This window comes from Arthrobacter koreensis (assembly GCF_009193255.1).
GTDB classification, from domain to species: domain Bacteria; phylum Actinomycetota; class Actinomycetes; order Actinomycetales; family Micrococcaceae; genus Arthrobacter_B; species Arthrobacter_B koreensis.
The window spans coordinates 450985-475578 of sequence record NZ_WACG01000001.1 but is presented as its reverse complement, the minus strand read 5'-3'; the positions used below and the strand labels follow the sequence as shown (position 1 = coordinate 475578).

The following is a 24594-nucleotide window of genomic DNA, read 5'->3' as shown; positions in this document are numbered from 1 at the left end:
GGAGACCACTTTAACGAGGAATAAATAATGGGAATCCGTAAATACAAGCCGACTACCCCGGGCCGCCGCGGCTCGAGCGTAGCCGACTTCACCGAAATCACGCGGTCGACGCCGGAAAAGTCGCTGGTACGTCCGCTGCCCAAAAAGGGCGGCCGTAACAACACCGGCAAGATCACGACCAGGCACAAGGGTGGCGGACACAAGCGCCAGTACCGCCTGATCGACTTCCGCCGGCACGACAAGGACGGCGTCAACGCTCGCGTTGCCGAGATCGAATACGATCCGAACCGCACCGCCCGCATTGCGCTGCTGCACTACGTTGATGGCACCAAGCGTTACATCATTGCGCCGAACAAGCTCAAGCAGGGCGACTTCGTCGAGGCCGGCGCCGGGGCTGACATCAAGCCCGGCAACAACCTGCCGCTGCGCAACATCCCCGTGGGTACCGTTATCCACGCCGTTGAACTGCGCCCGGGCGGCGGTGCCAAGATGGCCCGCTCCGCCGGTGCATCGGTTCAGCTGGTTGCAAAGGAAGGCCGCTTCGCCCAGCTGCGTCTGCCTTCCGGCGAAATCCGCAACGTCGACGTCCGCTGCCGCGCCACCATTGGCGAGGTCGGCAACGCCGAGCAGTCCAACATCAACTGGGGCAAGGCCGGCCGCATGCGCTGGAAGGGCGTCCGCCCGACCGTCCGTGGTGTCGCCATGAACCCGGTTGACCACCCGCATGGTGGTGGCGAAGGCAAGACCAGTGGTGGACGCCACCCGGTCAACCCGAACGGTAAGCCCGAGGGCCGTACCCGCCGCCCCAACAAAGAGAGCGACAAGCTTATTGTGCGTCGCCGTCGTTCCGGCAAGAACAAGCGATAGGAGCCTGGAAACATGCCACGCAGCCTGAAGAAAGGCCCCTTCGTCGACCAGCACCTCTTCCTTAAGGTGCAGGCCGAAAACGAGAAGGGCACCAAGAACGTCATCAAGACGTGGTCCCGCCGCTCGATGATCATCCCCGACATGCTCGGGCACACGATCGCCGTGCACGACGGACGCAAGCACATTCCGGTGTTTGTCACCGAGTCGATGGTCGGGCACAAGCTCGGCGAATTCGCTCTGACGCGTACATTCCGCGGCCATGTGAAGGACGACCGCAAGGGCAAGCGCCGCTAGGCGCTGCTCTTTCGGCAGAAGACGAGAGAAGGAAAGCAATGGAAGCCAAGGCAATTGCGCGTCATATCCGCGTAACGCCTATGAAGGCCCGGCGCGTCGTCAACCTTGTTCGTGGCAAGCAAGCGAATGAGGCATTGGCAATTCTGAAGTTTGCCCCCCAGGCAGCTTCGGAGCCGGTATTCAAGGTAGTTCAGTCGGCAATGGCCAACGCACGTGTCCTCGCGGACCGTGACGGCGTGGCCTTCGACGAAGGTGACCTCTACATCAGCGAAGCATTCGTTGACGAAGGACCCACCATGAAGCGGTTCCAGCCGCGGGCCCAGGGCCGCGCCTACCGCATCAACAAGCGGACCAGCCACGTCACCGTGGTTGTCGCAACCCCCGAGAACGAGGAGGACCGTTAAGTGGGACAGAAGGTAAACCCGCACGGGTTCCGACTCGGCATCACCACTGACCACGTTTCGCACTGGTTTGCTGACAGCAACAAGCCGGGCCAGCGTTACAAGGACTTCGTCCGCGAGGACATCAAGATCCGTCAGCTGATGTCCACCGGCATGGACCGCGCCGGCATCGCCAAGGTTGAGATCGAGCGCACCCGCGACCGTGTCCGTGTGGATATCCACACCGCACGTCCGGGCATCGTGATCGGCCGCCGCGGCGCCGAAGCAGACCGCATCCGCGGCGAGCTCGAAAAGCTCACCGGCAAGCAGGTCCAGCTGAACATCCTCGAGGTCAAGAACCCCGAGATGGAAGCACAGCTGGTTGCCCAGGGTGTTGCAGAGCAGCTCTCTTCCCGCGTGGCTTTCCGCCGTGCGATGAAGAAGGCAATCCAGTCCGCACAGCGTGCAGGCGCCAAGGGTATTCGTATCCAGTGCTCCGGCCGCCTGGGCGGCGCTGAAATGAGCCGCTCGGAGTTCTACCGCGAAGGCCGTGTGCCCCTGCACACCCTCCGCGCGAACATCGACTACGGCTTCTTCGAAGCCAAGACCACCTTCGGCCGCATTGGTGTGAAGGTTTGGATCTACAAGGGCGACGTCACTTCCAAGGAACTGGCTGCACAGCAGGCTGCTGCACCGTCCCGCGGACGTTCCAACGACCGTCCGGGCCGCGGCCCGGCCGACCGTGGGGACCGTCGTCGTCGTAACGACCGCGGCGACAAGGCCGCCGCGCCTGCTGCAGAGGCTCCGGCCGCTGAGGCAGCTGCCCCCGCAGCAGAAGGAGGACAGGCTTAAATGCTTATCCCACGTCGAGTCAAGTACCGCAAGCAGCACCACCCGGGTCGTTCCGGCGCTGCAACCGGTGGCACCGCTGTCAGCTTCGGTGAATGGGGTATCCAGGCTCTCACGCCTGCATACGTAACCAACCGCCAGATTGAAGCTGCACGTATTGCCATGACGCGCCACATCAAGCGCGGCGGCAAGGTCTGGATCAACATCTACCCGGACCGTCCGCTGACGAAGAAGCCGGCCGAAACCCGCATGGGTTCCGGTAAGGGTTCGCCGGAGTGGTGGGTTGCAAACGTCAAGCCGGGGCGGGTTCTGTTCGAACTCTCCGGTGTTTCCGAAGAGGTAGCTCGCGAGGCACTGCGCCTGGCGATCCATAAGCTGCCGTTGAAGGCACGCATTGTGCGTCGCGAGGGTGGTGAATAGCAATGGCTATCGGTTCAAAGGAACTTGCAACTGATCAGCTGGACGGGTTCGACAACGAGCGTCTCGTTGAAGAACTGCGCAAGGCTAAGGAGGAGCTGTTCAACCTCCGCTTCCAGTCCGCCACCGGGCAGCTGGAGAACAACGGACGGCTCCGTGCCGTAAAGCGCGACATCGCCCGCATCTACACGGTGCTGCGTGAGCGTGAACTGGGAATTCGTCCCGAGGCAGTTGCTCCCGTTGAGGAAGCAGCCCCCGAGAAGAAGAAGTCCAAGAAGAAGGCTGCGGAGTCCGAAGCTGCGGTTGCCGAGGATGATGCCAAATGAGCGAAAACAAGAATGAGGCAGCAGTGACAACTGACGCAAACGGAGCCGATGCCCGCGGGTACCGGAAGACCGCTCGCGGCTACGTGGTCTCCGACAAGATGGACAAGACCATCGTCGTCGAGGTCGAAGACCGCGTGAAGCACGCACTGTACGGCAAGGTTCTTCGCCGCACCGAGAAGCGTAAGGCCCATGACGAGCAGAACGCTGCCGGCATTGGTGACCTTGTGCTGATCGCCGAGACCCGGCCGCTGTCCGCTACCAAGCGGTGGCGCCTGGTCGAGATCATCGAAAAGGCCAAGTAGCTAACAGCTGCTAAGCACATAACAGGCCGGAGCGTGTGCCGGGGGAGAGGCTGGAAAGCAGCTCCTTCGGCGCACAGGCGCCGTCCACAGCGTCAGGGCCCCGGCGGCGGAATCATACGATTTCGTTTCCGGGGCCCTTTCGCGGTAAACTTGAAATCTTGTCTGTGTGGTGCGGAAGCATGTCCTCTTTCGGATGCCCTTCCTCACCGCCGAAAAGGCAAAAGCCCGATAATCTTGTTCAGCATGGTGCTGCGGCTTGCGCTGCAGAGCGGCCCGTAGGGGCCGGTGCTGAGTACCAGTATTACGGGGTCCACCCATATCCGTTCCGCAAGGCTCAGGAAGACTGAGAACCGGCGCGACGACAGGAGTAATAAGTGATTCAGCAGGAGTCGCGACTGAAGGTCGCCGACAACACGGGTGCCAAGGAAATCTTGACCATCCGCGTTCTCGGTGGATCCGGCCGTCGCTACGCAGGCATTGGCGACACCATTGTTGCCACCGTCAAGGATGCAATTCCCGGCGGCAACGTCAAGAAGGGCGATGTGGTCAAGGCCGTCATCGTCCGTACCAAGAAGGAACGCCGCCGCCAGGACGGTTCCTACATCAAGTTCGATGAGAACGCTGCAGTGATCTTGAAGAATGACGGTGACCCCCGCGGTACCCGCATCTTCGGCCCGGTCGGCCGCGAACTTCGCGACAAGAAGTTCATGAAGATCATTTCGCTGGCTCCGGAGGTGCTGTAGTTCATGGCAAAGATCAAGAAGGGTGACCTGGTTCAGGTCATCACCGGTGCCAAGGCTGAGCGCGGCGGAGACCGCGGCAAGCAGGGCAAGGTTCTGAAGGTTTTCCCGGAGACCAACCGCGTGCTCGTTGAGGGCATCAACCGCGTCACCAAGCACACCAAGGTTGGCCAGTCCTCCCGTGGTTCCAAGACCGGAGGCATCGAAGTTGTTGAGGCCCCGATCCACGTTTCCAACGTGGCCGTCGTGGATCCCGAGACGAAGAAGCCCACCCGTGTTGGCTACCGCACCGAAATCGTCGAAAAGGACGGCCGGACCCGCACTGTGCGCATCCGCGTCGCCAAGGGCTCTGGGAAGGACCTCTAATGACTGAGACTGTCACGAAGATCGTTCCCCGTCTGAAGACCCGCTACGCAGCGGAAATCAAGCAGACTCTGCAGGACGAATTCAACTACGCAAACGTCAACCAGGTTCCGCGCCTCGTCAAGGTTGTTGTGAACATGGGTGTTGGAGATGCCGCCAAGGACTCCAAGCTCATTGACGGTGCTGTCCGCGACCTGACGGCCATCACCGGCCAGAAGCCGCAGATCACCAAGGCACGCAAGTCCATCGCACAGTTCAAGCTGCGCGAAGGCATGCCGATCGGTGCGCACGCTACGCTGCGCGGCGACCGCATGTGGGAATTCGTGGACCGCCTGGTCACCCTGGCGCTCCCGCGTATCCGCGACTTCCGCGGCCTGAGCGGCAAGCAGTTCGACGGCAACGGCAACTACACGTTCGGTCTGACCGAGCAGTCGATGTTCCACGAAATCGATCAGGACAAGATCGACCGCGTACGCGGCATGGACATCACCGTGGTTACCACCGCAAAGACCGATGACGAGGGACGCGCGCTGCTGAAGGCGCTCGGCTTCCCGTTCAAATCCGAAGATTAATTACTACGTAAAAGGTCTGTTGCTTAACGCGAGGCACGCCCCGCGCCGAGCAGCAGAAACCGTTACGAGGGAGGGCTAGAGCCCACATGACAATGACAGATCCTGTCGCAGACATGCTCACGCGTCTGCGCAACGCAAACTCGGCATACCACGATTCCGTGTCCATGCCGTACAGCAAGCTGAAGGCACGCGTTGCCGACATCCTGAAGGCCGAGGGTTACATCTCCGGCTGGAAGGAAGAAGAGGCACAGGTTGGCAAGACGCTGACCCTGGACCTCAAGTTCGGTCCGAACCGCGAGCGTTCAATCGCCGGCGTACGCCGCATCTCCAAGCCGGGCCTGCGTGTATACGCAAAGTCCACCAACCTGCCGCGCGTTCTGGGCGGGCTGGGTATCGCCATCCTGTCGACGTCGTCAGGTCTGCTGACCGACCGCCAGGCCGCCAAGAAGGGTGTGGGTGGGGAAGTCCTCGCCTACGTCTGGTAGCAGGGAAGGGAAAGAATAATGTCACGTATTGGACGTCTGCCCATCTCTGTCCCCGCCGGTGTCGATATTGCCATTGATGGCAACACCGTCACGGTCAAGGGTTCCAAGGGCGAGCTGAGCCACGTTGTGCCCAGCCCGATCTCGGTTTCCATGGACGAGAACACCATCACCGTCGCCCGCCCGAATGACGAGCGCGAATCCCGTTCCCTCCACGGCCTGACCCGCACCCTGATCTCCAACATGATCACCGGTGTGACCGAAGGCTACAAGAAGGACCTGGAAATCGTTGGCACCGGTTACCGCGTGCAGGCCAAGGGCTCGGACCTCGAGTTCGCCCTGGGCTACAGCCACCCGGTTTCCGTGAAGGCTCCGGAGGGCATCACGCTCACCGTCACGGGCCCCACGAAGCTCACCGTTTCCGGCATTGACAAGCAGCAGGTCGGCGAGGTTTCCGCCAACATCCGCAAGCTGCGCAAGCCTGACCCCTACAAGGGCAAGGGCATTCGTTACGCCGGCGAGATTGTCCGCCGCAAGGTCGGAAAGGCTGGTAAGTAATCATGGCCATCAGCATCAATAAGAAGCGCAATTCCAAGAGCAAGTCCGCTTCCCGGAGCCGCCGCCAGCTGCGGATCCGCAAGCGCATTGCCGGCACCGCGGCCCGTCCGCGCCTGGTCGTCAACCGCTCTGCCCGCCACGTATTCGTCCAGGTTGTCGATGACAGCCGCGGCGTAACCGTTGCATCCGCGTCCACCATGGAAGCAGACCTGCGTTCCATGGAGGGCGACAAGACTGCCAAGTCCAAGCGCGTCGGCGAGCTCGTTGCCGAACGTGCCAAGGCTGCTGGCGTCGAAGCCGTGGTATTTGACCGCGGCGGCAACCGCTACCACGGCCGCATCGCGGCTGTCGCAGACGGCGCACGCGAAGGTGGGCTGGCACTGTGACCGAGGCAAACAAGGAAAAGGAAAATCAGGTGACTGAAGCTACATCTGCTGAGGCAACTGAGACCAAGGAAACCGCTGCCGCAGGCAACGACGACCGCCGCGGCGGCCGCCGGGGCGAGCAGCGCTCTGACCGCGGAGGCCGTGACCGCGGCGGACGCGGCGGACGCGACGGCGGACGCGACGGCGGACGCAATGATGACAAGGACAAGTTCATTGAACGCGTCGTAACCATCAACCGCGTCGCCAAGGTGGTCAAGGGTGGTCGTCGCTTCAGCTTCACCGCCCTGGTTGTTGTCGGTGACGGCAACGGCATGGTCGGCGTTGGCTACGGCAAGGCAAAGGAAGTTCCCTCGGCTATCGCCAAGGCAGTCGAGGAAGCGAAGAAGTCCTTCTTCCGCGTTCCCCGCATTGCCGGCACCGTCCCGCACCTGGTGCAGGGCGAAGCAGCCGCAGGCGTCGTCCTGCTCCGTCCGGCTTCCCCGGGTACCGGTGTTATCGCCGGTGGTCCGGTTCGTGCCATCCTCGAGTGCGCCGGTATCCACGACGTGCTTTCCAAGTCGCTGGGTTCCTCCAACGCGATCAACATCGTGCACGCCACGGTTGACGCGCTGAAGCGCCTCGAAGAGCCCCAGGCCGTGGCTGCCCGCCGTGGCCTGCCGCTGGACGAAGTTGCTCCCGCAGCGATGATCCGCAACATGCAGAAGGCTGGTGCATGATGAGTACTCCGAAGCGCGTTGCCGTCAGCTCGGCACAGCTGGAAATCACCCAGATTAAGTCCACCATCGGTGGTAAGCAGAATCAGCGCGACACGCTGCGTTCACTCGGCCTGAAGCACATCGGCGACACCGTCGTCCGTACTGCTGATGCCGTGACCGTTGGCATGATCAACACGGTTCCGCACCTCGTGAAGGTTGAGGAGGCGAAGTAACATGGCCGAAGATAACAAGGCTCTGAAGGTCCACCACCTGCGTCCTGCTCCGGGTGCCAAGACGGCTAAGACCCGTGTTGGCCGCGGTGAAGGTTCCAAGGGCAAGACCGCTGGCCGCGGTACCAAGGGTACTGCCGCCCGCTACCAGGTCAAGGCCGGTTTCGCAGGCGGGCAGCTGCCGCTGCACATGCGCCTGCCGAAGCTGCGCGGCTTCAAGAACCCGTTCAAGGTCGAGTTCCAGGTTGTAAACCTGGACAAGATCTCCGAACTGTTCCCCGAAGGAGGCGAGGTCACCGTAGAGGCCCTCGTTGCCAAGGGTGCCGTGCGCAAGAACCAGCCCGTCAAGGTGCTGGGCACCGGTGACATCACCGTCAAGGTGGATGTCACGGCGGATGCGTTCTCTGCAAGCGCCGCTGAAAAGATCGCTGCAGCAGGCGGATCGACCACGGCGCTCTAAGCACCGTGTTCTTCCGCGCACTGACCGAGCTGCCGGTCCCGGGTTTCCCGGGTTCCGGCAGCCGGTTGTGCGCTAAGCCAGCATGACACTAAGCTCCCGGAAGGCCTCCAAACGGCCGGCCGGGGGCTTGGTGCCTTTAACGCTCCCGCCGCTGTTATGTTCAATAACGCAACAGCGGCCCTGAGCGGATAGACTCAGGTTTTGTTCGAGTCCCGCCGGGACTCATTTCCACACTTTTCTTCAGGAGGACGCTTGCTTAGCGCTATTGGCCGGGCTTTCCGGACGCCAGACCTGCGACGCAAGCTGTTGTTTACGCTGGGAATCATCACTATCTTCCGCATGGGTGCTTTTATCCCGGCCCCGGGTGTTGACTACGGCAATGTGCAGCAGTGCTTGGCTCTTGGTGCCACCTCGGGTGGCCTCTACGAGTTCGTTAACCTCTTCAGCGGCGGCGCCCTGCTGCAGGTCTCAGTCTTTGCCCTTGGCATCATGCCGTACATCACCGCCAGCATCATCGTTCAGCTGCTGCGCGTAGTGATCCCCCACTTCCAGGCACTCTACGAGGAAGGTCAGCAGGGGCAGTCCACGCTCACGCAGTACACCCGCTACCTGACCATCGCCCTTGGCCTGCTCAACGCGACCACCGTCGTCTCCCTGGCCCGCTCCGGCGCACTATTCAACAACATGTGCTCCGTGCCGATCATCCCGGACGACAACATCATCACCATCCTGCTGCTGATCATCACACTGACGGCCGGTACCGGCCTGATCATGTGGATGGGCGAGCTGGTGACCGAGAAGGGCGTCGGCAACGGCATGTCCCTGCTCATCTTCACCTCCATCGTCGCGAGCTTCCCCAGCGCCCTCGGCGCCATCCTGACCGCGCAGGGCTGGACCATCTTCCTCGGCGTGATTGCCATCGGCATTGTCACCGTCGCGCTCGTGATCTTCGTTGAGCAGTCCCAGCGCCGCGTCCCGGTCCAGTACGCCAAGCGCATGGTGGGCCGCCGCACCGTCGGCGGGACGAACACCTACATCCCGATCAAGGTCAACATGGCCGGCGTGATCCCCGTGATCTTCGCGTCCTCCATGCTCTACCTGCCGTCGCTGCTGGCCCAGTTCAACACTCCTTCGGACGGATCCGCTCCGCCGGAATGGGTGGTCTGGATCAACAACTACCTGACGTCAGGCGACCACCCGCTGTACATGGCCGTGTACTTCCTGATGATCGTGTTCTTCACGTACTTCTACGTGTCCATCACGTTCAACCCCGAGGAAGTCTCGGAAAACATGAAGAAGTACGGCGGGTTCATCCCCGGCATCCGTGCCGGCCGCCCCACCGCCGAATACCTGCAGTACGTGCTTTCCCGCATCACCCTGCCCGGCGCCATGTATTTGGGCATTGTTGCCCTCATTCCGCTGATTGCCCTGGTGCTGGTCGGGGCAAACCAGAACTTCCCGTTCGGCGGAACCTCGATCCTCATCATGGTTGGTGTGGGACTCGAGACGGTCAAACAAATTGACGCGCAGCTCCAGCAGCGTCACTACGAAGGGTTATTGCGATGACACGTCTGCTCATTATTGGGCCTCCAGGTGCCGGCAAGGGAACACAGGCAACACGTATCTCCGAACGGCTCGGTGTCAGCGCTATCTCCACCGGAGACATCTTCCGGCACAATGTGAAGAACCTGACTCCGCTTGGCATCGAAGCCAAGAAGTACATCGATGCCGGCAACTTCGTGCCCGACGAGGTCACCAACAACATGGTGCGCTCCCGGCTGCAGGAAGACGATGTCCAGGACGGTTTCCTCCTTGACGGTTACCCGCGCACCGTGGCGCAGGTCGAGGAGCTGGATGACATCCTCGCTGCCGGCGGCGACAGCCTGGATGCCGTGCTCCTGCTGACCGCGGATGACGAGGAACTCGTGTCCCGGCTGCTGCGCCGGGCAGAAATCGAAGGCCGCACGGACGACAACGAAGAGGTCATCCGCCACCGCCTTGAGCTCTACAAGCAGCAGACCGCCGACGTCGTTGCCCGCTACGAGGACCGGGGCATCGTGACCCGGGTTGACGGCCTGGGAGACATCGACGAAGTCACCGAGCGCGTCATGCAGGCACTCAAGCAGACCAGCTAGATCAGATAGAAGGCGAGACGTTGGCCCAGCCGCGGATCCAGTACAAGACAAACGCGCAGATGCGCACCATGCGCGAGGCAGGCCTCGTGCTGATCAAGGCACTGGACGCGGCGGTCGCCGCTGCCCGTCCCGGCATCACCACGGCGGAGATCGACAAGGTCTTCGCCGCGGTGCTGGCCGAGGAGGGCGCGGCGTCGAACTTCCTGGGGTACTACGATTTCCCGGCCACCATCTGCACGTCGGTCAACGAGGAAGTAGTGCACGGGATCCCCGGAGGCAGGGTGCTGGCCGACGGCGACATCATCTCGATCGACGGCGGCGCCATTGTGGACGGCTGGCACTCCGACTCGGCGCGGACCGTCATTGTCGGTACCGCTGATCCGGAGGACCAGCGGCTCTCCGACGTCACCGAGACCGCCATGTGGCACGGCATCGCGGCCGCAGCCAAGGGCCGGTTTGTCGGAGACATCGGTGCCGCCATCGATGACTACGTAAGTTCCGTCCCGGGAAAGCCCCTTGGCATCCTCGAGGACTATGTGGGCCACGGCATCGGGTCCGAAATGCACCAGGCCCCGGACGTGCTGAACTACCGGACCAGCCACCGCGGTCCCAAGCTGAAGCCCGGGATGTGCCTGGCCATTGAACCAATGCTGGTTCGCGGCGGCATTGAAACAGTCACGCTGGAGGATGACTGGACCGTGGTAACCACAGACGGTGCCCGGTCCTGCCAGTGGGAGCACACGGTTGCCATCCATGACAAGGGAATCTGGGTGCTTACGGCTCCCGACGGCGGTGCCTCGCGGCTCGCGCCGCTGGGCGTCACGCCGGTCCCTGTTCCCTGACGCCGCTTCCTCCGGGCCCTGCACCGGAGGCCGGAGTGAAAGGCCCTTCCTGCCCGCCGGCTGGAGGGGCCTTTCGGCTGTCCGGGGCTTTGCCGGTGGCAGTCGAATGTGCAGGCACGGTCCCATGTCCGGATACAGCCGGTGCGGAAGGCCGCTGCGCCGGGTTCCGATACCACTGGTGGCAGAGGACGATCATGACGGCGATTTCCACGGCACCGCCGGCGTAGTACATGGCCATTGCACCGGCCTCGGCCTGATCAGCGGGAACCCCGGCTGGCGGCTGGGCGAAGAGGGACTTCGCCAGGATGTTGTGCGCGGCAGCGGTGAGGACCAGGATGCCCGCCCGCAGCCGAAGGCCCGCACGGTGCGGGTTCGGGTCCCGTCCAATCAGTGCCGCTGTCCAGAGGTATCCGGCCGCCACGAGGTGGAAGGTGACGATCCAGTGCATGGGGGCGTGGGTGCGCATAGCGTCATAGAGCGGGGTTCGGAACATCAGGTACATGCCGCCGAGGTTGAGCGCGGCTGCGGTGAGCGGACTGGCGAGTATCCGGGCCGGAGGGCTGCGCAGGATCCGCACGGTGCGCAGGGCGGGAATCCGGTCCATGGACCGCAGCGCGAGTGTGACGGGGCGGGCGAGCACCAGCAGCAGCGGAGCAAGCATGCCGGCCACCACGTGGGTGAGCGCCAGCACCGCGAAGTTGCCGTGCGCGAGTGCCGGCACGGGGCCCAGAACGGTGGACACGGCGAAGGCGATCCCCAGGAGGAACATCGCGGTACGGTGCTTCGGCCAGCCGCGTGCCTTCGCCGAACAGGCGCCGGCCACGTAGGCGGCGGATGCCGCGAGGGCAGGGACCAGGAAGAACACTTCGGCTGGGAAGGAGCCCGCGGAGTGGTCCATCAGCGCCGCGGGCGGTCCGTGCCGGTGCGGACCAGGAGGAGTGTCCCCGCACCAATCATGAGTACCGCGGCACTGTTCCAGGCCAGGTCATAGGGGAGCAGCTCGACGTCGTACCGGATCTGGTGCAGGGTCAGCAGCTTGTGCTGCACGGTTCCGTCGTAGAGCTGGAAGGTACCCGTTCCGAGGAGGACGGCTCCGGCCCATCGAGCCGGGAGGAGCACTCCACGGCGGCGGAGGTCGGCGAACAGGAAGAGACCCGCGACGACGGCGAACCATCCGAAGGCGTGGAAAAGGCCATCCGAGAACAGTCCCACGGATGCGGTGGACTTGTCGTAGAAGTGGTGCCACTGCAGCAGCTGGTGAAAGACCACCTCATCGACGAACGCGGCAATGCCGATACCCACCAGGACTCCGGAGACCACGTTCCTGCGGGCCGGCCTCAGTGCGTCTGCGTGTGGGGAGTTCATGGACCCGACCCTAGCAAAGGGGTTTCGAACTGCGCCCGCGTCACTAAGTGAACGCTCCCTTAACCCGTGTTGAAAGCACTTCCAACGGACGCTGAAGTCTTCGCTGCCGGGACGGTTTTGGAACCTTCCAGGGGTTTCCGAAACCTACGCTGAAGGCGTCACCAAGCTCCCGACGAAGGTCCTTACCCGCTATGTCTTCAACTATCTTGTCCCCGCCGGGGCGGGGCCCCTCCGCGGGCCCGGGCATCACTCCTGCGGCGCCGGGCTCCCGGCACGGCCAGGCAAGGCCCCGGCCGGCCGGACGGCGCCGGCGCACATCAGCCAACTGGCTGCTCTTCGCCCTGCTGGCCGGTCCCAACATCGCCCTGCTGCTGGTCTTTACCTACAAGCCGCTGCTCCAGTCGCTGTACTACTCAACGCTCCAGTGGAATATCGGCTCGGCGATAGCGCGCCCGGTTGGCCTGCGGAATTACACCGACTGGTTCACGGCGCCCGGGACGGGGCAGATCATCATGGTCACCGTAGTCTTCACGCTCGCCACGGTGGGCGGCGGAATGGTCATCGGGCTTGCCCTGGCGTTGCTCCTGAACAGCAGGCTGAAGCTCAGGGGCGCGGCCCGCACCATCGTCGTCGCGCCCTACGTGCTTTCCGGCGTCGCCGTCGGGCTGCTGTGGCTGTTTGTGTTCGATCCGAATTTCGGCATCACTTCGGCGGTGCTGCAGGGAATCGGGCTGGCCTCGCCCGACTGGTACAACCACCCGGGCTACGCACTGGCAATGGTCATCATCGTCTACCTCTGGAAAAACGTGGGCTATGTAGCCCTCATTTATCTGGCGGGCCTGCAGGCAATTCCCAGGGACCTGCTGGAAGCCGCGTCCCTGGACGGAGCAGGACGAATCCGGACCCTTGTGGGGATCACCTTTCCGCTGCTGGGGCCGACTACCTTTTTCCTCTCGGTGACGACGCTGCTCAGTTCGCTGCAGTCTTTCGACATCATCCAGGCGATGACCAAAGGCGGGCCCCTGGAAGGGACCACCACCATGATGTACCAGATCTACCAGCAGGGCTTCGTGGCCGGAACCGCCGGGTACTCGTCAGCCATCGCCACCATCCTGTTCCTGGTACTCCTCGCCGTGACGCTCCTGCAGCTGAAATTCGTCGAACGGAAGGTGCACTACTCGTGAGCACCAGAACGCCTCCGCCCGCGCTGTCCATGGCAGTACCGTCCAGGCGGCAATCACACGCGCCGGGCGGCCGTCCAACGCGACGTCCCCCGGTTGGCGGCTACCTGTGGATGCTCGCTGCCGTGGCGGTCATGATCCTGCCCCTGGTTTGGATGCTGCTGGCCAGCTTCAAGGAACCGGACGAAATCTACACGGTACCGATCCAGTGGCTGCCCTCCGGCTGGGACCTGTCCAACTATGCCCAGGCCCTGGAACGCGTGCCGTTTGGATCCTTCTTCGCCAACTCACTGTTCGTCACCCTCATCGGTGCCGGCCTGAAGATTGTCCTGGGCCTGACCACGGCCTATGCACTGGTCTTCGTGGACGTGCCCTTCAAGAAGGTGTTCTTCGCGGTGGTGGTCTTCGCCCTGCTTGTTCCGCAGCAGATCGTGATCATTCCCAACTACACCCTGGTGGCCGAGCTTGGCTGGCTCAACACCTACCAGGGCATCATCCTGCCCGGGCTGGCCAGCGCCTTCGGCACCTTCCTGTTCCGCCAGCACTTCCTCTCACTTCCGGCGTCAGTCATGGAGGCGGCGGTGCTCGACGGCGCCGGACACCTTCGCCGCCTGTTCCAGTTCGTGGTCCCGATGTCCGCGCCCACCATCGCCGCCGTAGCGCTGGTCTCGGTCGTCAACGAATGGAACGAGTACCTCTGGCCGCTGCTGGTTGTTGACCGGGCAGAAATGATGACGCTGCCCGTCGGACTGACGCTGCTGCAGAACAACGACGGCGTCACCAACTGGGGAGTGCTCATGGCCGGAACCGTCATGGTCACCGTCCCCGTCCTCGCCCTGTTTTTCGTCCTCCAGCGGCGGATCGTGTCCGGCCTGACCGCCGGCGCGGTGACCGGCTGACACAGCCGTCCGCTCTCTCCTCAAACCAACGCGCACCAAAACCCACCCGCTGTGCAAACCAATCGAAGGAAATCATGAAGAACCGCTTTGCCTCCATCCCCTCCGCGGGCACCTCCGCGGTCCCCGCCGGCCTCAGCCGCCGGAACATCCTCACCCTCGCCGGGATTCTCGGCGGTTCCGCCGCCCTGGCTGCCTGCGGCGGCCCGTCAACCGCCGGAACCGGGGGAGCGGTGGAAACGGCAGGGACCGACTGGGGCTCCATCACACCGGCAGACAGGATCACCTGGTGGTCCAACCACCCCGGAGCTTCGAAGCCCATTGAGGAGGAACTGATCCGCCGGTTCACTGCGGAGACCGGCATCGAGGTGGACCTGGTGACCGCGGGCGCGAACTACGACGAGGTTGCCCAGCGGTTCCAGGCTTCAGCCGGAACCAACAACGTTCCAGACCTCGTTGGCGCCAGCGACGTCTGGTGGTTCCGCTACATGATCAACGGGCAGATCCTTCCCGTTGACGATGTGGCTGCCCACCTGGGAATCGACACTGCCGACTACAACACCGGCCTGTACAACGACTACGAGTTCAACGGCAGCCACTGGGCATTCCCGTATGCCCGTTCCACCCCGCTGTTCTACTACAACCGCACCCTGTTCAAGGCCGCAGGGCTGCCCGACCGCGCACCCAAAACGTGGGACGAATACAACTCCTGGGCCCCGGACCTCGCGGCGGCCAACGGCGGTGCCGTTCCCATGGCACTCGGCTCGGACACCTCCTGGTCCGCCTGGTGGTTCTGCAACATCATGTGGGGACTCGGTGGGCAGTATTCCAAGGAATGGACGCTGACACTGGACGATCCCAAGACGCTCGAAGCCGGGGAATTCCTGCGCCGGATGATCCACCGCGATCAGACCGTTGCTGTTTCTGCCGCGGACTATGTCGCGGATTTCACGGCCGGCGTGAGCTCGTGCACCATTGCCTCCACGGGCTCCCTCAGCGGCATCCTGGAAGCGGCCAAGTTCGACGTCGGCACGGGGTTCCTGCCGGAAGGCCCGGCCGGCCCCGGATGCCCAACCGGAGGTACCGGCATTGCCATCGCGGCGGAAAAATCGCCTGAACAGCAGCTGGCAGCAGCGATGTTCCTCCAGTTCATCGGCGAACCCGAGCAAACTGCCTACTTCTCCGCGAATACCGGATACATGCCGGTTCGGACCTCGGCCGCGGACAGCGCCGAAATGCAGGCCGTCTACGCCAAGGCACCCCAGTTCCGCACCGCAGTCGACCAGCTCGCCACCACCCGGGTACAGGACTGGGCACGTTCGTTCGTCCCCTCAGGGGACCAGCACTTGACCACCGCCCTGGAGAAGATCATGCTTCAGGACACTCCCGCGGCGGACGCTTTCGCAGCTGCCTCGGATGCAATCGCCAAGTCCTTTGAACAGAACGTTGAGCCATACCTGTGAACCCGCTGAACATAGCTCACCGCGGCAACTCATGCTCCGCTCCCGAAAACACCTTGGCCGCGTTCGCTTCAGCGGCCGCAGCCGGGGCCGCGATGATCGAAACCGACCTGCAGCTCTGTGCGGACGGCAGCATCGTGCTGATCCACGATTCCACACTGGACCGCACCGCAGGCCGACACGGAAGGGTGGCGGAACTGGCCAGCGCCGAACTGCGCAGTGCAGATGCCGGCAGCTGGTTCTCCTCGGAATTCGCAGGGGAACGCATTCCGGGACTGGAAGACCTGGCGAAATTCGCCGCCGACGAGCCGGAGCTGCGCTGGCTGCTGGAGTTCAAGGGGGAGTGGACCCCGGATCAGGCTGGGACTGCGGCGCAGATCCTGCGGGACGCGGGAATCGCCGGCCGCTGCGTGCTCCAGAGCTTCTCCCGGAACACTGTCCAGAGCCTGCACGAAGCCGCACCGGACATCGGCCGCGGCCTGCTCATCACGGGTCCACCGGAAAATGGGAGGGAAGCGTTGCTCCTGGAATTCCTGGCTGAAACCGAAAGCTCGTACTGCAATCCCCACGGCGGGGTACTGCAGGGATCTCCCTCCCTGGTCCCGATGCTGCAGGGCGCAGGCGTCAAGGTCCTTGCCTGGACGCTGAATGAGCCGTGGCAGTGGGAGGAGGCGGCGAACGCGGGAGTGGACGGGATCATTACGGACCGGCCCGCAGAGCTTGCCGTCTGGGCCGGCCCTGCCGCATAAGCCGCTTTCCCGCCTGCCGAAGCGTGAACCGGGAGGAGGGATTTAACTTAAACGGGGGTGTGCCGTAGAGTTATCTGTTGGTTGTCTCTACATTCGTGCCCTTTTCCATCCGGCCCTGCGCTGGCTGGAACGGTTCGGGGAGAGAGACCATCAAACACCAAAAACCGCTGTCCAAGGCAAATAAGGGCAGCACAGACGTTAGCGGAGGATATGGCCAAGAAAGACGGCGTCATAGAGATTGAGGGCTCGGTCAACGAAGCCCTGCCCAATGCGATGTTCCGCGTTGAGCTGGCCAACGGCCACATTGTGCTCGCACACATCTCGGGAAAGATGCGTCAACACTACATTCGCATCCTCCCCGGAGACCGCGTTGTGGTGGAACTTAGCCCGTACGACCTCACCCGGGGCCGTATCGTCTACCGCTACAAGTAACAACCAAGGCTCCGGTTCACTCCCTAAAGGAGGGGACTGGAGCTCAACCCTGCAACCACGCAAAGGAAAACCATGAAGGTCCAGCCGAGCGTCAAGCAGATCTGCGATAAGTGCAAGGTGATTCGCCGTAACGGCCGAGTCATGGTGATCTGCGAGAACCCGCGCCACAAGCAGCGCCAGGGCTAAATAGCGGCCACTGTTCCGGCCCGGTGCCGGAGCGCGCTCAGCCCACGCGTAGTAATTGAATATGAGCAGTACAGCGTCTGATACGCGTGACGCATACCCCCGGTACGGAGGCCGGGGACCTGGCAACAGGGACGTACTGCTTCAGACCTCCGGTAACACCAAAGGAGAACCGCCAATATGGCACGTCTCGCCGGCGTAGACATTCCCCGCGAAAAGCGGGTTGTCATTGCGCTTACCTACATCTACGGCGTGGGCAAGACCCGTGCAGAGCAGACCCTGGCAGAGACCGGCATCAGCCCGGACACTCGCGTCAAGGACCTCACCGACGCTGAACTCGTTCAGCTGCGTGACTACATCGAGGGCAACTTCAAGGTTGAGGGTGACCTCCGCCGCGAGGTAGCAGCCGACATCCGCCGCAAGGTCGAGATTGGCAGCTACCAGGGCATCCGCCACCGCCGCGGCATGCCTGTCCATGGCCAGCGCACCAAGACCAACGCTCGTACCCGCAAGGGCCCGAAGCGCACGGTTGCCGGTAAGAAGAAGGCCGGCCGCTAAATAACGCGGTCCAGGCCATGACCTGCACAGCCAGGTCACCTAAACCAAACTCTTTGTAGGAGAAGTAATGCCCCCCAAGACTCGTGGAGCGGTACGCAAGCCGCGTCGCAAGGATAAGAAGAATATCGCGCTGGGCCAGGCGCATATCAAGAGCACTTTCAACAACACCATCGTGTCCATCACGGACCCGACCGGTGCTGTCATCTCATGGGCTTCCGCCGGTGAGGTTGGCTTCAAGGGCTCCCGCAAGTCCACCCCGTTCGCTGCGCAGATGGCTGCCGAAGCCGCTGCCAAGCGTGCCCAGGAGCACGGCGTCCGCAAGGTCGACGTCTTCGTGAAGGGTCCGGGATCCGGACGCGAGACCGCGATCCGTTCGCTGCAGGCCACCGGCCTGGAAGTTGGCACCATCCAGGATGTCACCCCGAGCGCACACAACGGCTGCCGTCCCCCGAAGCGCCGCCGCGTCTAATTCGCATTCGTTGCCGGTGCCTGTGCCGCGCTTCGGTTTCCTGCCCAGCAGGGAACCGGACGCGGCACAGGCCCGGGTGCGAGGCTGCTAGCCGTCCAAGACGCGCGCGGGGTGTCCCCGTCGTCGTCGTTTCCACCATTTGTGTTGCGTCATATAGCGGACGCTCGCTGAAAGGAAATGCAAGTGCTCATTGCACAGCGCCCCACCCTCACTGAAGAAGTAGTAGCCGACAACCGCTCACGGTTCATCATCGAGCCGCTGGAGCCGGGCTTCGGCTACACGCTTGGCAACTCGCTTCGCCGTACGCTCCTTTCCTCCATCCCCGGTGCTGCCGTAACCAGCATCCGGATCGACGGAGTTCTGCATGAGTTCACCACCGTTCCGGGCGTTAAGGAAGATGTCACTGAGATCATCCTGAACGTCAAGAACCTCTCGGTGTCCTCCGAGCACGACGAGCCCGTCGTGGCCTACCTGCGCAAGCAGGGCCCCGGCGTCGTCACTGCCGCGGACATTGCTCCGCCGGCCGGCGTCGAGTTCCACAACCCGGATCTGCACATCGCCACCCTGAACTCGAAGGGCAAGTTCGAACTCGAACTGACCATCGAGCGTGGACGCGGCTATGTTTCCGCAAGCCAGAACAAGTCCGGCGACCAGGAGATCGGCCGTATTCCGGTTGACTCCATCTACTCGCCGGTCCTCAAGGTGACCTTCCGCGTGGAGGCCACCCGCGTCGAGCAGCGCACCGACTTCGACCGCCTGATCGTCGACGTCGAAACCAAGGACGCCATTGCACCGCGCGACGCTGTCGCCTCTGCCGGCACCACCCTGGTTGAGCTCTTCGGCCTGGCCCGTGAACTGAACACCGCAGCTGAAGGCATCGAAATTGGCCCGAGCCCGACGGATGCCGCACTGGCAGCCGACATGGCCCTGCCGATTGAGGACCTTGAGCTGACCGTGCGCTCCTACAACTGCCTCAAGCGCGAAGGCATCCACACCGTGGGTGAACTCGTAGCCCGCTCCGAGGCTGACCTGATGGACATTCGCAACTTCGGTGCGAAGTCCATCGACGAGGTGAAGGCGAAGCTGGTTGAACTGGGTCTGTCCCTGAAGGATTCCCCTCCCGGGTTTGATCTGGCCGCCCGCGCCGCAGCCATCGAAGAGGACGAGTCCGAGTTCTCGGACGACGAGCTCTAAACACGCAAAATCTTGCCGCCAGTGCCATGGAGCACTGCGTGGCACCGTTTGAGGAGAAAATGTAATGCCTACACCCACCAAGGGTAAGCGCCTCGGAGGCAGCCCGGCTCACCAGCGCCTGATGCTGGCGAACCTGGCAGCCCAGCTGTTCGAGCACAAGCAGATCACCACCACGGTGACCAAGGCCAAGCGCCTGCGCCCGTACGCCGAGCGCCTGATCACCTTCGCCAAGCGTGGAGACCTGTCTTCCCGACGCCGCGTCCTGGCACTGATCTCTGACAAGGGCCTCGTTCACGAGCTCTTCACCGAGATCGCCCCGGCCGTTGCCCAGCGCGACGGCGGCTACACCCGCATCACCAAGATCGGCAACCGCAAGGGCGACAACGCTCCCATGGCCGTCATCGAACTGGTGCTGGAGCCGCTTTCCGCTAAGCAGTCCGTCGTTGCGGAGGCTTCCACCGCTGCTGCCGCCGCTGCTCCGGCTCCAGTTGCAGAGTCCGCCGATTCGGCTGACTCCAGCGATTCCGCAGAGTCTGCCGATTCCGCAGAGTCCGCTGATTCGGCAGAGTCTGCAGACTCCGCTGACGAAGCTTCTGAGGAAACCGAAGAGAAGAAGTAATTCTCGGATTTCCCCGCCGTGCCCTTAATATTGGGGTATGACGATCGAGAGGCCCGCTGTCCCTAACCCGGACGGCGGGCCTCTTCGTGTTCGGCTCGACCTCTCCTACGACGGCGCCCCGTTCGCCGGCTGGGCAACGCAGCCCGGGCTGGTGACCGTGCAGGGAACACTTGAGACTGCGCTGGCGGTACTCTTCCGCCGCCCCGTGCGGGTCACGGTCGCAGGACGGACCGACGCCGGGGTTCATGCCCGCGGGCAGGTGGTGCACTTCGACGCCACAGCCGGTGAATGGGCCGCCCTTGCCCGCAGCACCGACCTCCCTCCGGCCGAAGCGTTCAGGCGGCGCCTGCGCGGAGTCCTTAACCGGGAACTGACAGTGCCTCTCAAGGAAGCCGGTCTGTCCCGGAGGGCCGTGGAAGCCATGGCCGGTGCCATCGAAGTCCACCGGGCCTCGCTTGCCCCGGAAGGCTTCGACGCAAGGTTCTCGGCGCTGTGGCGCCGCTACAGCTACCGCATCGCGGACCGTCAGCAGGACTGGGACCCGCTGCAGCGCAGCATCACCCTCTGGCATAAGACCGAGCTGGATGAGGCGGCCATGAACGAAGCGGCATTGGGAGTGCTGGGCGTGCAGGATTTCCTTTCCTTCTGCAAACCTCGTGAACGCGCCACGACTATCCGTGAACTCCAGGAATTCACGTTCACCAGAGCACCTGACGGGATCCTCGAAGCGCGGCTGAAGGCTGATGCCTTCTGCCACAACATGGTGCGGTCCCTGATAGGGGGAGCGCTGCTGGTCGGGACAGGAGAGCGGCGTCCGGGCTGGCTGGCCGAGCGAATGTTCGCCAGGGTGCGGGACTCAAAGTCAAAGCTTGCTCCGCCGCATCCGCTGGTGCTCGAAGAAGTGAAGTACCCCGAAGAGGCTGAGCTCCGGGCGCGGGCGGAAACAACACGGGCGCTGAGGGAATAGAATGGTCCCAGGCAGTAGTGCGCCTGCCGGGACTTTGACCTGACTCGGCAAGCAGGCTATTGTTTATAGTCGTTGTGCGTGTCCTACCTCGATAGGCCTATGCCCACGGGAGCGGCTCAGTTGCAGAGCCACCTGGCCCCGGGGAAATAGCCGAGATCTCAGGACCACTGGTTAATTCAGTCCTCACCTGACCATCCGGTAACGCATAGAGAAGCTGCACTGCGTATGGCATCCATGCGCGGCGCGCCACCTAAGAAGAAGAAACGAAGGCAAAAACCGTGCGTACGTACACCCCGAAGCCCGGCGACATCAACCGCCAGTGGCACGTCATTGACGCCACCGACGTTGTCCTAGGCCGTCTTGCCAGCCAGACCGCAACACTGCTGCGCGGAAAGCACAAGCCGACCTTTGCTCCCCACATGGACATGGGCGATTTCGTCATCATCATCAACGCTGAGAAGGTTGCCCTGACCGGCGCCAAGCTCGAACAGAAGCGTGCCTACCGCCACTCGGGTTTCCCGGGCGGCCTGTCCTCCGTCAACTACGCCGAACTGCTGGAGAAGAACCCGGTGCGCGCAGTTGAGAAGGCCATCCGCGGCATGCTGCCCAAGAATTCCCTTGCTGCACAGCAGATGGGCAAGCTGAAGGTGTACAAGGGTGCCGAGCACCCGCACGCCGCACAGCAGCCCAAGACCTTCGAAATCACCCAGGTCGCCCAGTAGTTCTGGCCCGCCAACTAAGAAATTAATTCAAGGAGAATCGTGGCTCAGAACACTGAAGAGCTGAATGAAAACACCGAGGAGCTCACCAGCTACACCTCGGAAACCCCTGACGCTGCCGAATCGGCCGTCAAGGAGCGCCCGGCCCTGACCGTTGCAGGTTCCGCAGTTGGCCGCCGCAAGGAAGCAATCGCCCGCGTGCGCGTTATCCCCGGCACCGGCAAGTGGATCGTCAACGGCCGCGAACTGGCTGACTACTTCCCGAACAAGCTGCACCAGCAGGAAGTCAACGAGCCGTTCAAGCTCCTCGACCTCGACGGCGCATACGACGTCATCGCCCGCATCCACGGCGGCGGCGCTTCCGGCCAGGCCGGCGCACTGCGTCTCGGTGTGGCTCGCTCGCTGAACGAGATCGACCGCGAGAACAACCGTCCGGCACTGAAGAAGGCCGGCTTCCTGACTCGTGACGCCCGCGTCATCGAGCGCAAGAAGGCTGGTCTCAAGAAGGCCCGCAAGGCGCCTCAGTACTCCAAGCGCTAATTCAGCGCTACCCAAAGGGCAGGCGCTGGAGCGCCTGCCCTTTGGGGCCCTCGCGCCGAATTGGCGCTTGGCTCCACAAGCGCTGGTTTGGCGGTGTGGGCGCTTGGCTCCGCAAGCGCTGGCTTGGCGGTTGGAACCAGAGGGTTTATGCAGAAGGCCCCCGGCAGTTGCCGGGGGCCTTCTGCGTTCCTGGACAAGGGTCGCGGACGGGCACCAGAGAGTCCCTCACGGCGAGACGGCTCTGGTGGGCCGATAGGGCCGTGATGGGCGCCCGTAGGTCCTTTGTGCCGCATCGGACACTGGGTGCCGAAATACCAAGCCAGCGGGGGAACACCGGTTGTGCAGGGGACAAAATGCGGCCGCCTGACCCGGCGGAAGGCGCCCTGCGTTTCGCCGGAGGCGATAATGAGGTGGCAGAATAGGCGCGGGGGTTGCGCCTGAACCTCCGCCGGGCAGTCCCCACGTTCCCGGTTTTCCCTGGCGGCCGCATGCTTTAAGGACTTTTTCTATGACACGACTGTTCGGTACCGACGGGGTTCGGGGCCTGGCCAACGGACTCATTACCGCAGAGGTCGCCCTTGGCCTGGCGCAGGCCGCAGCAGTTGTGCTCGGACACCGCCAGGTGCCCAGCGGCAAACGTCCGGTCGCCGTCGTGGCCCGGGACCCGCGCATCAGCGGCGACTTCATCTCCGCGGCGGTCGAAGCGGGACTGGCGAGCTCCGGCGTGGACGTCTTCGACGCCGGCATCCTCCCTACTCCTGCTGCAGCGTTCCTGGTAGCGGACCTCGAGGCGGACTTCGGCGTCATGATCTCCGCCTCCCACAACGCCGCCCCGGACAACGGCATCAAGTTCCTGGCCCGCGGCGGACAGAAGCTCGACGACGCCCTGGAAGACGCCATCGAAGCCGAGATGCAGGAACCGAGCCTCCGGCCTACCGGAGCCGAAGTGGGCCGGATCAAGCGTTTCGCGGACGCCGAGGACCGGTACGTAGTGCACCTGCTGCAGACCCTTCCCAACCGGTTGGACGGCATCAAAGTGGTGCTTGACTGCGCGCACGGTGCCGCCAGCGGCTGCTCGCCCCAGGTCTTTGCCGACGCCGGCGCGGAGGTAGTCGTCATTGGTGCGGATCCCGACGGCGTGAACATCAACGACGGATACGGTTCCACGCATCTGGGAGCCCTGCAGGCTGCCGTCCTCGAACACGGAGCTGACCTCGGCATAGCCCACGACGGCGATGCGGACCGCTGCCTGGCCGTGGACGCCGAAGGCAGCATCGTGGACGGTGACCAGATCATGGCCATCATGGCCGTAGCCATGAAAGCGTCGGGAGAACTCAAGGACGACGCACTCGTAGCCACGGTCATGAGCAATCTCGGCCTCAAGCTGGCGCTGCGCGAGGCAGGCATCAGCATCCGTGAAACCGGTGTTGGGGACCGCTACGTGCTCGAAGCCATGCGCGAAGGCGGCTACAGCCTGGGCGGTGAGCAGTCCGGCCACGTCATCTTCTCCAAGTACGCCACAACCGGTGACGGCGTCCTGACCGGCCTGCAGCTGGCCGCGCAGGTAGCCAAGACCGGGCGCAGCCTCAAGCAGCTTGCCAGCATCATGGACAAGCTCCCGCAGGTCCTGATCAACGTCAAGAACGTGGACAAGACGGCAGCAGCCACCAATGACGCCGTCCGCCAGGCCGTCATCGATGCCCAGGAAAAGCTCGGGGAAACCGGCAGGGTCCTGCTGCGGCCTTCGGGAACGGAACCCCTGGTGCGCGTCATGGTGGAAGCTGCGGACATGGACACCGCGCAGGCCGTTGCGGCCAAGCTGGCCGCGGTCGTCGAAGCGAACCTCTCGCTGAAGGCCTCCGAAAGCGCCGCAGTCTAGCCCGTCCCGCCAGCGGTGCTAATGCTTGGGGCCGCCCGGTGACTGGACCGTCCCGTGCGGGGGCTGCGCCGTCAGCGCATCCCGGATCTCCGTCAGCAGCATGACCTGCGGGTCCGCACTCTCTTCGGGCGTGATCCCCAGCCGGCGGTTCCGGCGTTCAATCATCTTGTTCATCGGCAGCACGATCACGAAGTAAACGGCCGCTGCCACGAGCAGGAAGTTGACGACGGCGGTCAGCAGGACTCCAAACTGGATCTGGTTCCCGTTGAAATTCACGGCTGCGAAACTGTCGAAGTTCGGCGACCCGACCAGGCCGGAGATAAACGGCATCAGCACCGAGTTGACCAGTGCGTTCACCACGGTCGTAAAGGCAGCGCCGATGATGACGGCGACGGCCAGGTCCAGCACGTTGCCCTTCATGATGAAGTCTTTGAATCCCTTTAGCATTCCGCCAGCGTAACCGCCGGAGTGCCTCCCGCGCCGCC

36 protein-coding genes are annotated in these 24594 nt (G+C 63.3%); 33 read left to right on the top strand and 3 right to left on the bottom strand.

Annotation, left to right across the window (positions count from 1 at the left end; translation table 11 throughout):
• Positions 1–27 precede the first annotated feature (27 nt).
• The 19 genes from rplB to map all read left to right on the top strand — a co-directional run bounded on the left by rplB (position 28) and on the right by map (position 10898).
• Entirely contained in the window at positions 28–867 is an 840-nt protein-coding gene (gene rplB / locus GD628_RS02190) for a 50S ribosomal protein L2 (protein ID WP_055239349.1), read from the top strand.
• A 12-nt stretch (positions 868–879) separates the two neighbouring features.
• Positions 880–1161, top strand: a complete 282-nt coding sequence (gene rpsS / locus GD628_RS02185) for a 30S ribosomal protein S19 (protein ID WP_055239350.1) — start codon at positions 880–882, stop codon at positions 1159–1161.
• Between the two features lie 38 nt (positions 1162–1199).
• Entirely contained in the window at positions 1200–1565 is a 366-nt protein-coding gene (gene rplV, locus GD628_RS02180; RefSeq protein ID WP_055239351.1) for a 50S ribosomal protein L22, read from the top strand.
• Positions 1566–2393 carry a 30S ribosomal protein S3 gene (gene rpsC, locus GD628_RS02175; protein ID WP_055239352.1) on the top strand — a complete coding sequence of 276 codons (828 nt, stop codon included), beginning with the start codon at positions 1566–1568 and terminating at the stop codon, positions 2391–2393.
• A complete protein-coding gene (gene rplP / locus GD628_RS02170; RefSeq protein WP_055239353.1) occupies positions 2394–2810 on the top strand; it encodes a 50S ribosomal protein L16 in 417 nt (138 codons plus the stop codon).
• A 2-nt stretch (positions 2811–2812) separates the two neighbouring features.
• Positions 2813–3133 carry a 50S ribosomal protein L29 gene (rpmC, locus tag GD628_RS02165; RefSeq protein ID WP_055239354.1) on the top strand — a complete coding sequence of 107 codons (321 nt, stop codon included), beginning with the start codon at positions 2813–2815 and terminating at the stop codon, positions 3131–3133.
• Entirely contained in the window at positions 3130–3435 is a 306-nt protein-coding gene (gene rpsQ, locus GD628_RS02160; RefSeq protein WP_055239355.1) for a 30S ribosomal protein S17, read from the top strand. Before rpmC ends, rpsQ begins: the two co-directional genes overlap by 4 nt.
• 374 nt (positions 3436–3809) lie before the next feature.
• Positions 3810–4178, top strand: a complete 369-nt coding sequence (gene rplN, locus GD628_RS02155) for a 50S ribosomal protein L14 (protein WP_055239356.1) — start codon at positions 3810–3812, stop codon at positions 4176–4178.
• Between the two features lie 3 nt (positions 4179–4181).
• Positions 4182–4541, top strand: a complete 360-nt coding sequence (rplX, locus tag GD628_RS02150) for a 50S ribosomal protein L24 (protein ID WP_055239357.1) — start codon at positions 4182–4184, stop codon at positions 4539–4541.
• Positions 4541–5110 carry a 50S ribosomal protein L5 gene (gene rplE, locus GD628_RS02145; RefSeq protein ID WP_055239358.1) on the top strand — a complete coding sequence of 190 codons (570 nt, stop codon included), beginning with the start codon at positions 4541–4543 and terminating at the stop codon, positions 5108–5110. The genes rplX and rplE overlap by 1 nt, the downstream gene beginning before the upstream one ends.
• An 86-nt stretch (positions 5111–5196) precedes the next feature.
• On the top strand, positions 5197–5595 hold the full coding sequence (rpsH, locus tag GD628_RS02140) for a 30S ribosomal protein S8 (protein WP_091602669.1): 399 nt from the start codon (positions 5197–5199) through the stop codon (positions 5593–5595).
• 18 nt (positions 5596–5613) lie between these two features.
• A complete protein-coding gene (rplF, locus tag GD628_RS02135; RefSeq protein ID WP_091602672.1) occupies positions 5614–6150 on the top strand; it encodes a 50S ribosomal protein L6 in 537 nt (178 codons plus the stop codon).
• A 2-nt stretch (positions 6151–6152) separates the two neighbouring features.
• On the top strand, positions 6153–6536 hold the full coding sequence (gene rplR / locus GD628_RS02130; protein WP_091602676.1) for a 50S ribosomal protein L18: 384 nt from the start codon (positions 6153–6155) through the stop codon (positions 6534–6536).
• Between the two features lie 29 nt (positions 6537–6565).
• Entirely contained in the window at positions 6566–7252 is a 687-nt protein-coding gene (rpsE, locus tag GD628_RS02125; RefSeq protein WP_193313177.1) for a 30S ribosomal protein S5, read from the top strand.
• Positions 7252–7464 (top strand): 50S ribosomal protein L30, encoded by a 213-nt coding sequence (gene rpmD, locus GD628_RS02120; protein WP_091603746.1) that lies wholly within the window; start codon positions 7252–7254, stop codon positions 7462–7464. Before rpsE ends, rpmD begins: the two co-directional genes overlap by 1 nt.
• A gap of 1 nt (position 7465) precedes the next feature.
• A complete protein-coding gene (rplO, locus tag GD628_RS02115) occupies positions 7466–7921 on the top strand; it encodes a 50S ribosomal protein L15 (protein ID WP_091602681.1) in 456 nt (151 codons plus the stop codon).
• Positions 7922–8173: 252 nt separating this feature from the next.
• Positions 8174–9487, top strand: a complete 1314-nt coding sequence (gene secY, locus GD628_RS02110; protein WP_091602684.1) for a preprotein translocase subunit SecY — start codon at positions 8174–8176, stop codon at positions 9485–9487.
• Positions 9484–10056 (top strand): adenylate kinase, encoded by a 573-nt coding sequence (locus GD628_RS02105; protein WP_091602687.1) that lies wholly within the window; start codon positions 9484–9486, stop codon positions 10054–10056. Before secY ends, GD628_RS02105 begins: the two co-directional genes overlap by 4 nt.
• Positions 10057–10076: 20 nt before the next feature.
• Complete coding sequence (map, locus tag GD628_RS02100; RefSeq protein ID WP_226802297.1) at positions 10077–10898, top strand: type I methionyl aminopeptidase; 822 nt, start codon at positions 10077–10079, stop codon at positions 10896–10898.
• Here the strand turns inward: map and GD628_RS02095 are convergent.
• Together GD628_RS02095 and GD628_RS02090 are read right to left on the bottom strand one after the other, a co-directional pair.
• Positions 10876–11796 carry a cytochrome c oxidase assembly protein gene (locus GD628_RS02095; RefSeq protein WP_152273700.1) on the bottom strand — a complete coding sequence of 307 codons (921 nt, stop codon included), beginning with the start codon at positions 11794–11796 and terminating at the stop codon, positions 10876–10878. The genes map and GD628_RS02095 overlap by 23 nt on opposite strands.
• Complete coding sequence (locus tag GD628_RS02090; RefSeq protein WP_152273699.1) at positions 11796–12263, bottom strand: DUF2243 domain-containing protein; 468 nt, start codon at positions 12261–12263, stop codon at positions 11796–11798. Before GD628_RS02090 ends, GD628_RS02095 begins: the two co-directional genes overlap by 1 nt.
• Before the next feature lie 191 nt (positions 12264–12454).
• Here GD628_RS02090 and GD628_RS02085 point away from each other — a divergent pair, with 191 nt between their 5' ends.
• The 14 genes from GD628_RS02085 (at position 12455) to glmM (ending at position 24109) form a co-directional block, all read left to right on the top strand.
• On the top strand, positions 12455–13447 hold the full coding sequence (locus tag GD628_RS02085; RefSeq protein WP_152273698.1) for a carbohydrate ABC transporter permease: 993 nt from the start codon (positions 12455–12457) through the stop codon (positions 13445–13447).
• The gene (locus GD628_RS02080; protein ID WP_400502374.1) at positions 13444–14343 is read left to right on the top strand and encodes a carbohydrate ABC transporter permease; all 900 of its coding nucleotides are present in this window, start codon (positions 13444–13446) and stop codon (positions 14341–14343) included. Before GD628_RS02085 ends, GD628_RS02080 begins: the two co-directional genes overlap by 4 nt.
• A gap of 74 nt (positions 14344–14417) precedes the next feature.
• Positions 14418–15803 carry an ABC transporter substrate-binding protein gene (locus tag GD628_RS02075; RefSeq protein WP_091602701.1) on the top strand — a complete coding sequence of 462 codons (1386 nt, stop codon included), beginning with the start codon at positions 14418–14420 and terminating at the stop codon, positions 15801–15803.
• A complete protein-coding gene (locus GD628_RS02070; RefSeq protein WP_193313176.1) occupies positions 15800–16549 on the top strand; it encodes a glycerophosphodiester phosphodiesterase in 750 nt (249 codons plus the stop codon). The genes GD628_RS02075 and GD628_RS02070 overlap by 4 nt, the downstream gene beginning before the upstream one ends.
• Before the next feature lie 210 nt (positions 16550–16759).
• On the top strand, positions 16760–16981 hold the full coding sequence (gene infA, locus GD628_RS02065) for a translation initiation factor IF-1 (protein WP_055239372.1): 222 nt from the start codon (positions 16760–16762) through the stop codon (positions 16979–16981).
• Positions 16982–17053: 72 nt separating this feature from the next.
• Positions 17054–17167 (top strand): 50S ribosomal protein L36, encoded by a 114-nt coding sequence (gene rpmJ / locus GD628_RS02060; protein ID WP_012397712.1) that lies wholly within the window; start codon positions 17054–17056, stop codon positions 17165–17167.
• Positions 17168–17344: 177 nt separating this feature from the next.
• Positions 17345–17722: a 30S ribosomal protein S13 gene (gene rpsM / locus GD628_RS02055; protein WP_055239373.1), complete on the top strand. Its 378-nt coding sequence runs from the start codon at positions 17345–17347 to the stop codon at positions 17720–17722.
• Positions 17723–17789: 67 nt separating this feature from the next.
• Positions 17790–18191, top strand: coding sequence for a 30S ribosomal protein S11 (gene rpsK / locus GD628_RS02050; protein WP_055239374.1), 402 nt, complete (start codon positions 17790–17792; stop codon positions 18189–18191).
• A gap of 183 nt (positions 18192–18374) precedes the next feature.
• On the top strand, positions 18375–19385 hold the full coding sequence (locus GD628_RS02045) for a DNA-directed RNA polymerase subunit alpha (RefSeq protein ID WP_055239375.1): 1011 nt from the start codon (positions 18375–18377) through the stop codon (positions 19383–19385).
• 64 nt (positions 19386–19449) lie between these two features.
• The gene (gene rplQ, locus GD628_RS02040) at positions 19450–20004 is read left to right on the top strand and encodes a 50S ribosomal protein L17 (RefSeq protein WP_152273697.1); all 555 of its coding nucleotides are present in this window, start codon (positions 19450–19452) and stop codon (positions 20002–20004) included.
• 37 nt (positions 20005–20041) lie between these two features.
• Positions 20042–20971 carry a tRNA pseudouridine synthase A gene (locus GD628_RS02035; protein ID WP_152273696.1) on the top strand — a complete coding sequence of 310 codons (930 nt, stop codon included), beginning with the start codon at positions 20042–20044 and terminating at the stop codon, positions 20969–20971.
• A 278-nt stretch (positions 20972–21249) separates the two neighbouring features.
• The gene (gene rplM / locus GD628_RS02030) at positions 21250–21693 is read left to right on the top strand and encodes a 50S ribosomal protein L13 (RefSeq protein ID WP_055239378.1); all 444 of its coding nucleotides are present in this window, start codon (positions 21250–21252) and stop codon (positions 21691–21693) included.
• A gap of 39 nt (positions 21694–21732) precedes the next feature.
• The gene (gene rpsI, locus GD628_RS02025; RefSeq protein ID WP_152273695.1) at positions 21733–22230 is read left to right on the top strand and encodes a 30S ribosomal protein S9; all 498 of its coding nucleotides are present in this window, start codon (positions 21733–21735) and stop codon (positions 22228–22230) included.
• Between the two features lie 508 nt (positions 22231–22738).
• Positions 22739–24109 carry a phosphoglucosamine mutase gene (gene glmM / locus GD628_RS02020; RefSeq protein ID WP_152273694.1) on the top strand — a complete coding sequence of 457 codons (1371 nt, stop codon included), beginning with the start codon at positions 22739–22741 and terminating at the stop codon, positions 24107–24109.
• Between the two features lie 18 nt (positions 24110–24127).
• Here glmM and mscL read toward each other — a convergent pair whose 3' ends face one another.
• On the bottom strand, positions 24128–24556 hold the full coding sequence (mscL, locus tag GD628_RS02015; protein ID WP_091602719.1) for a large conductance mechanosensitive channel protein MscL: 429 nt from the start codon (positions 24554–24556) through the stop codon (positions 24128–24130).
• Between the last annotated feature and the right edge of the window lie 38 nt (positions 24557–24594).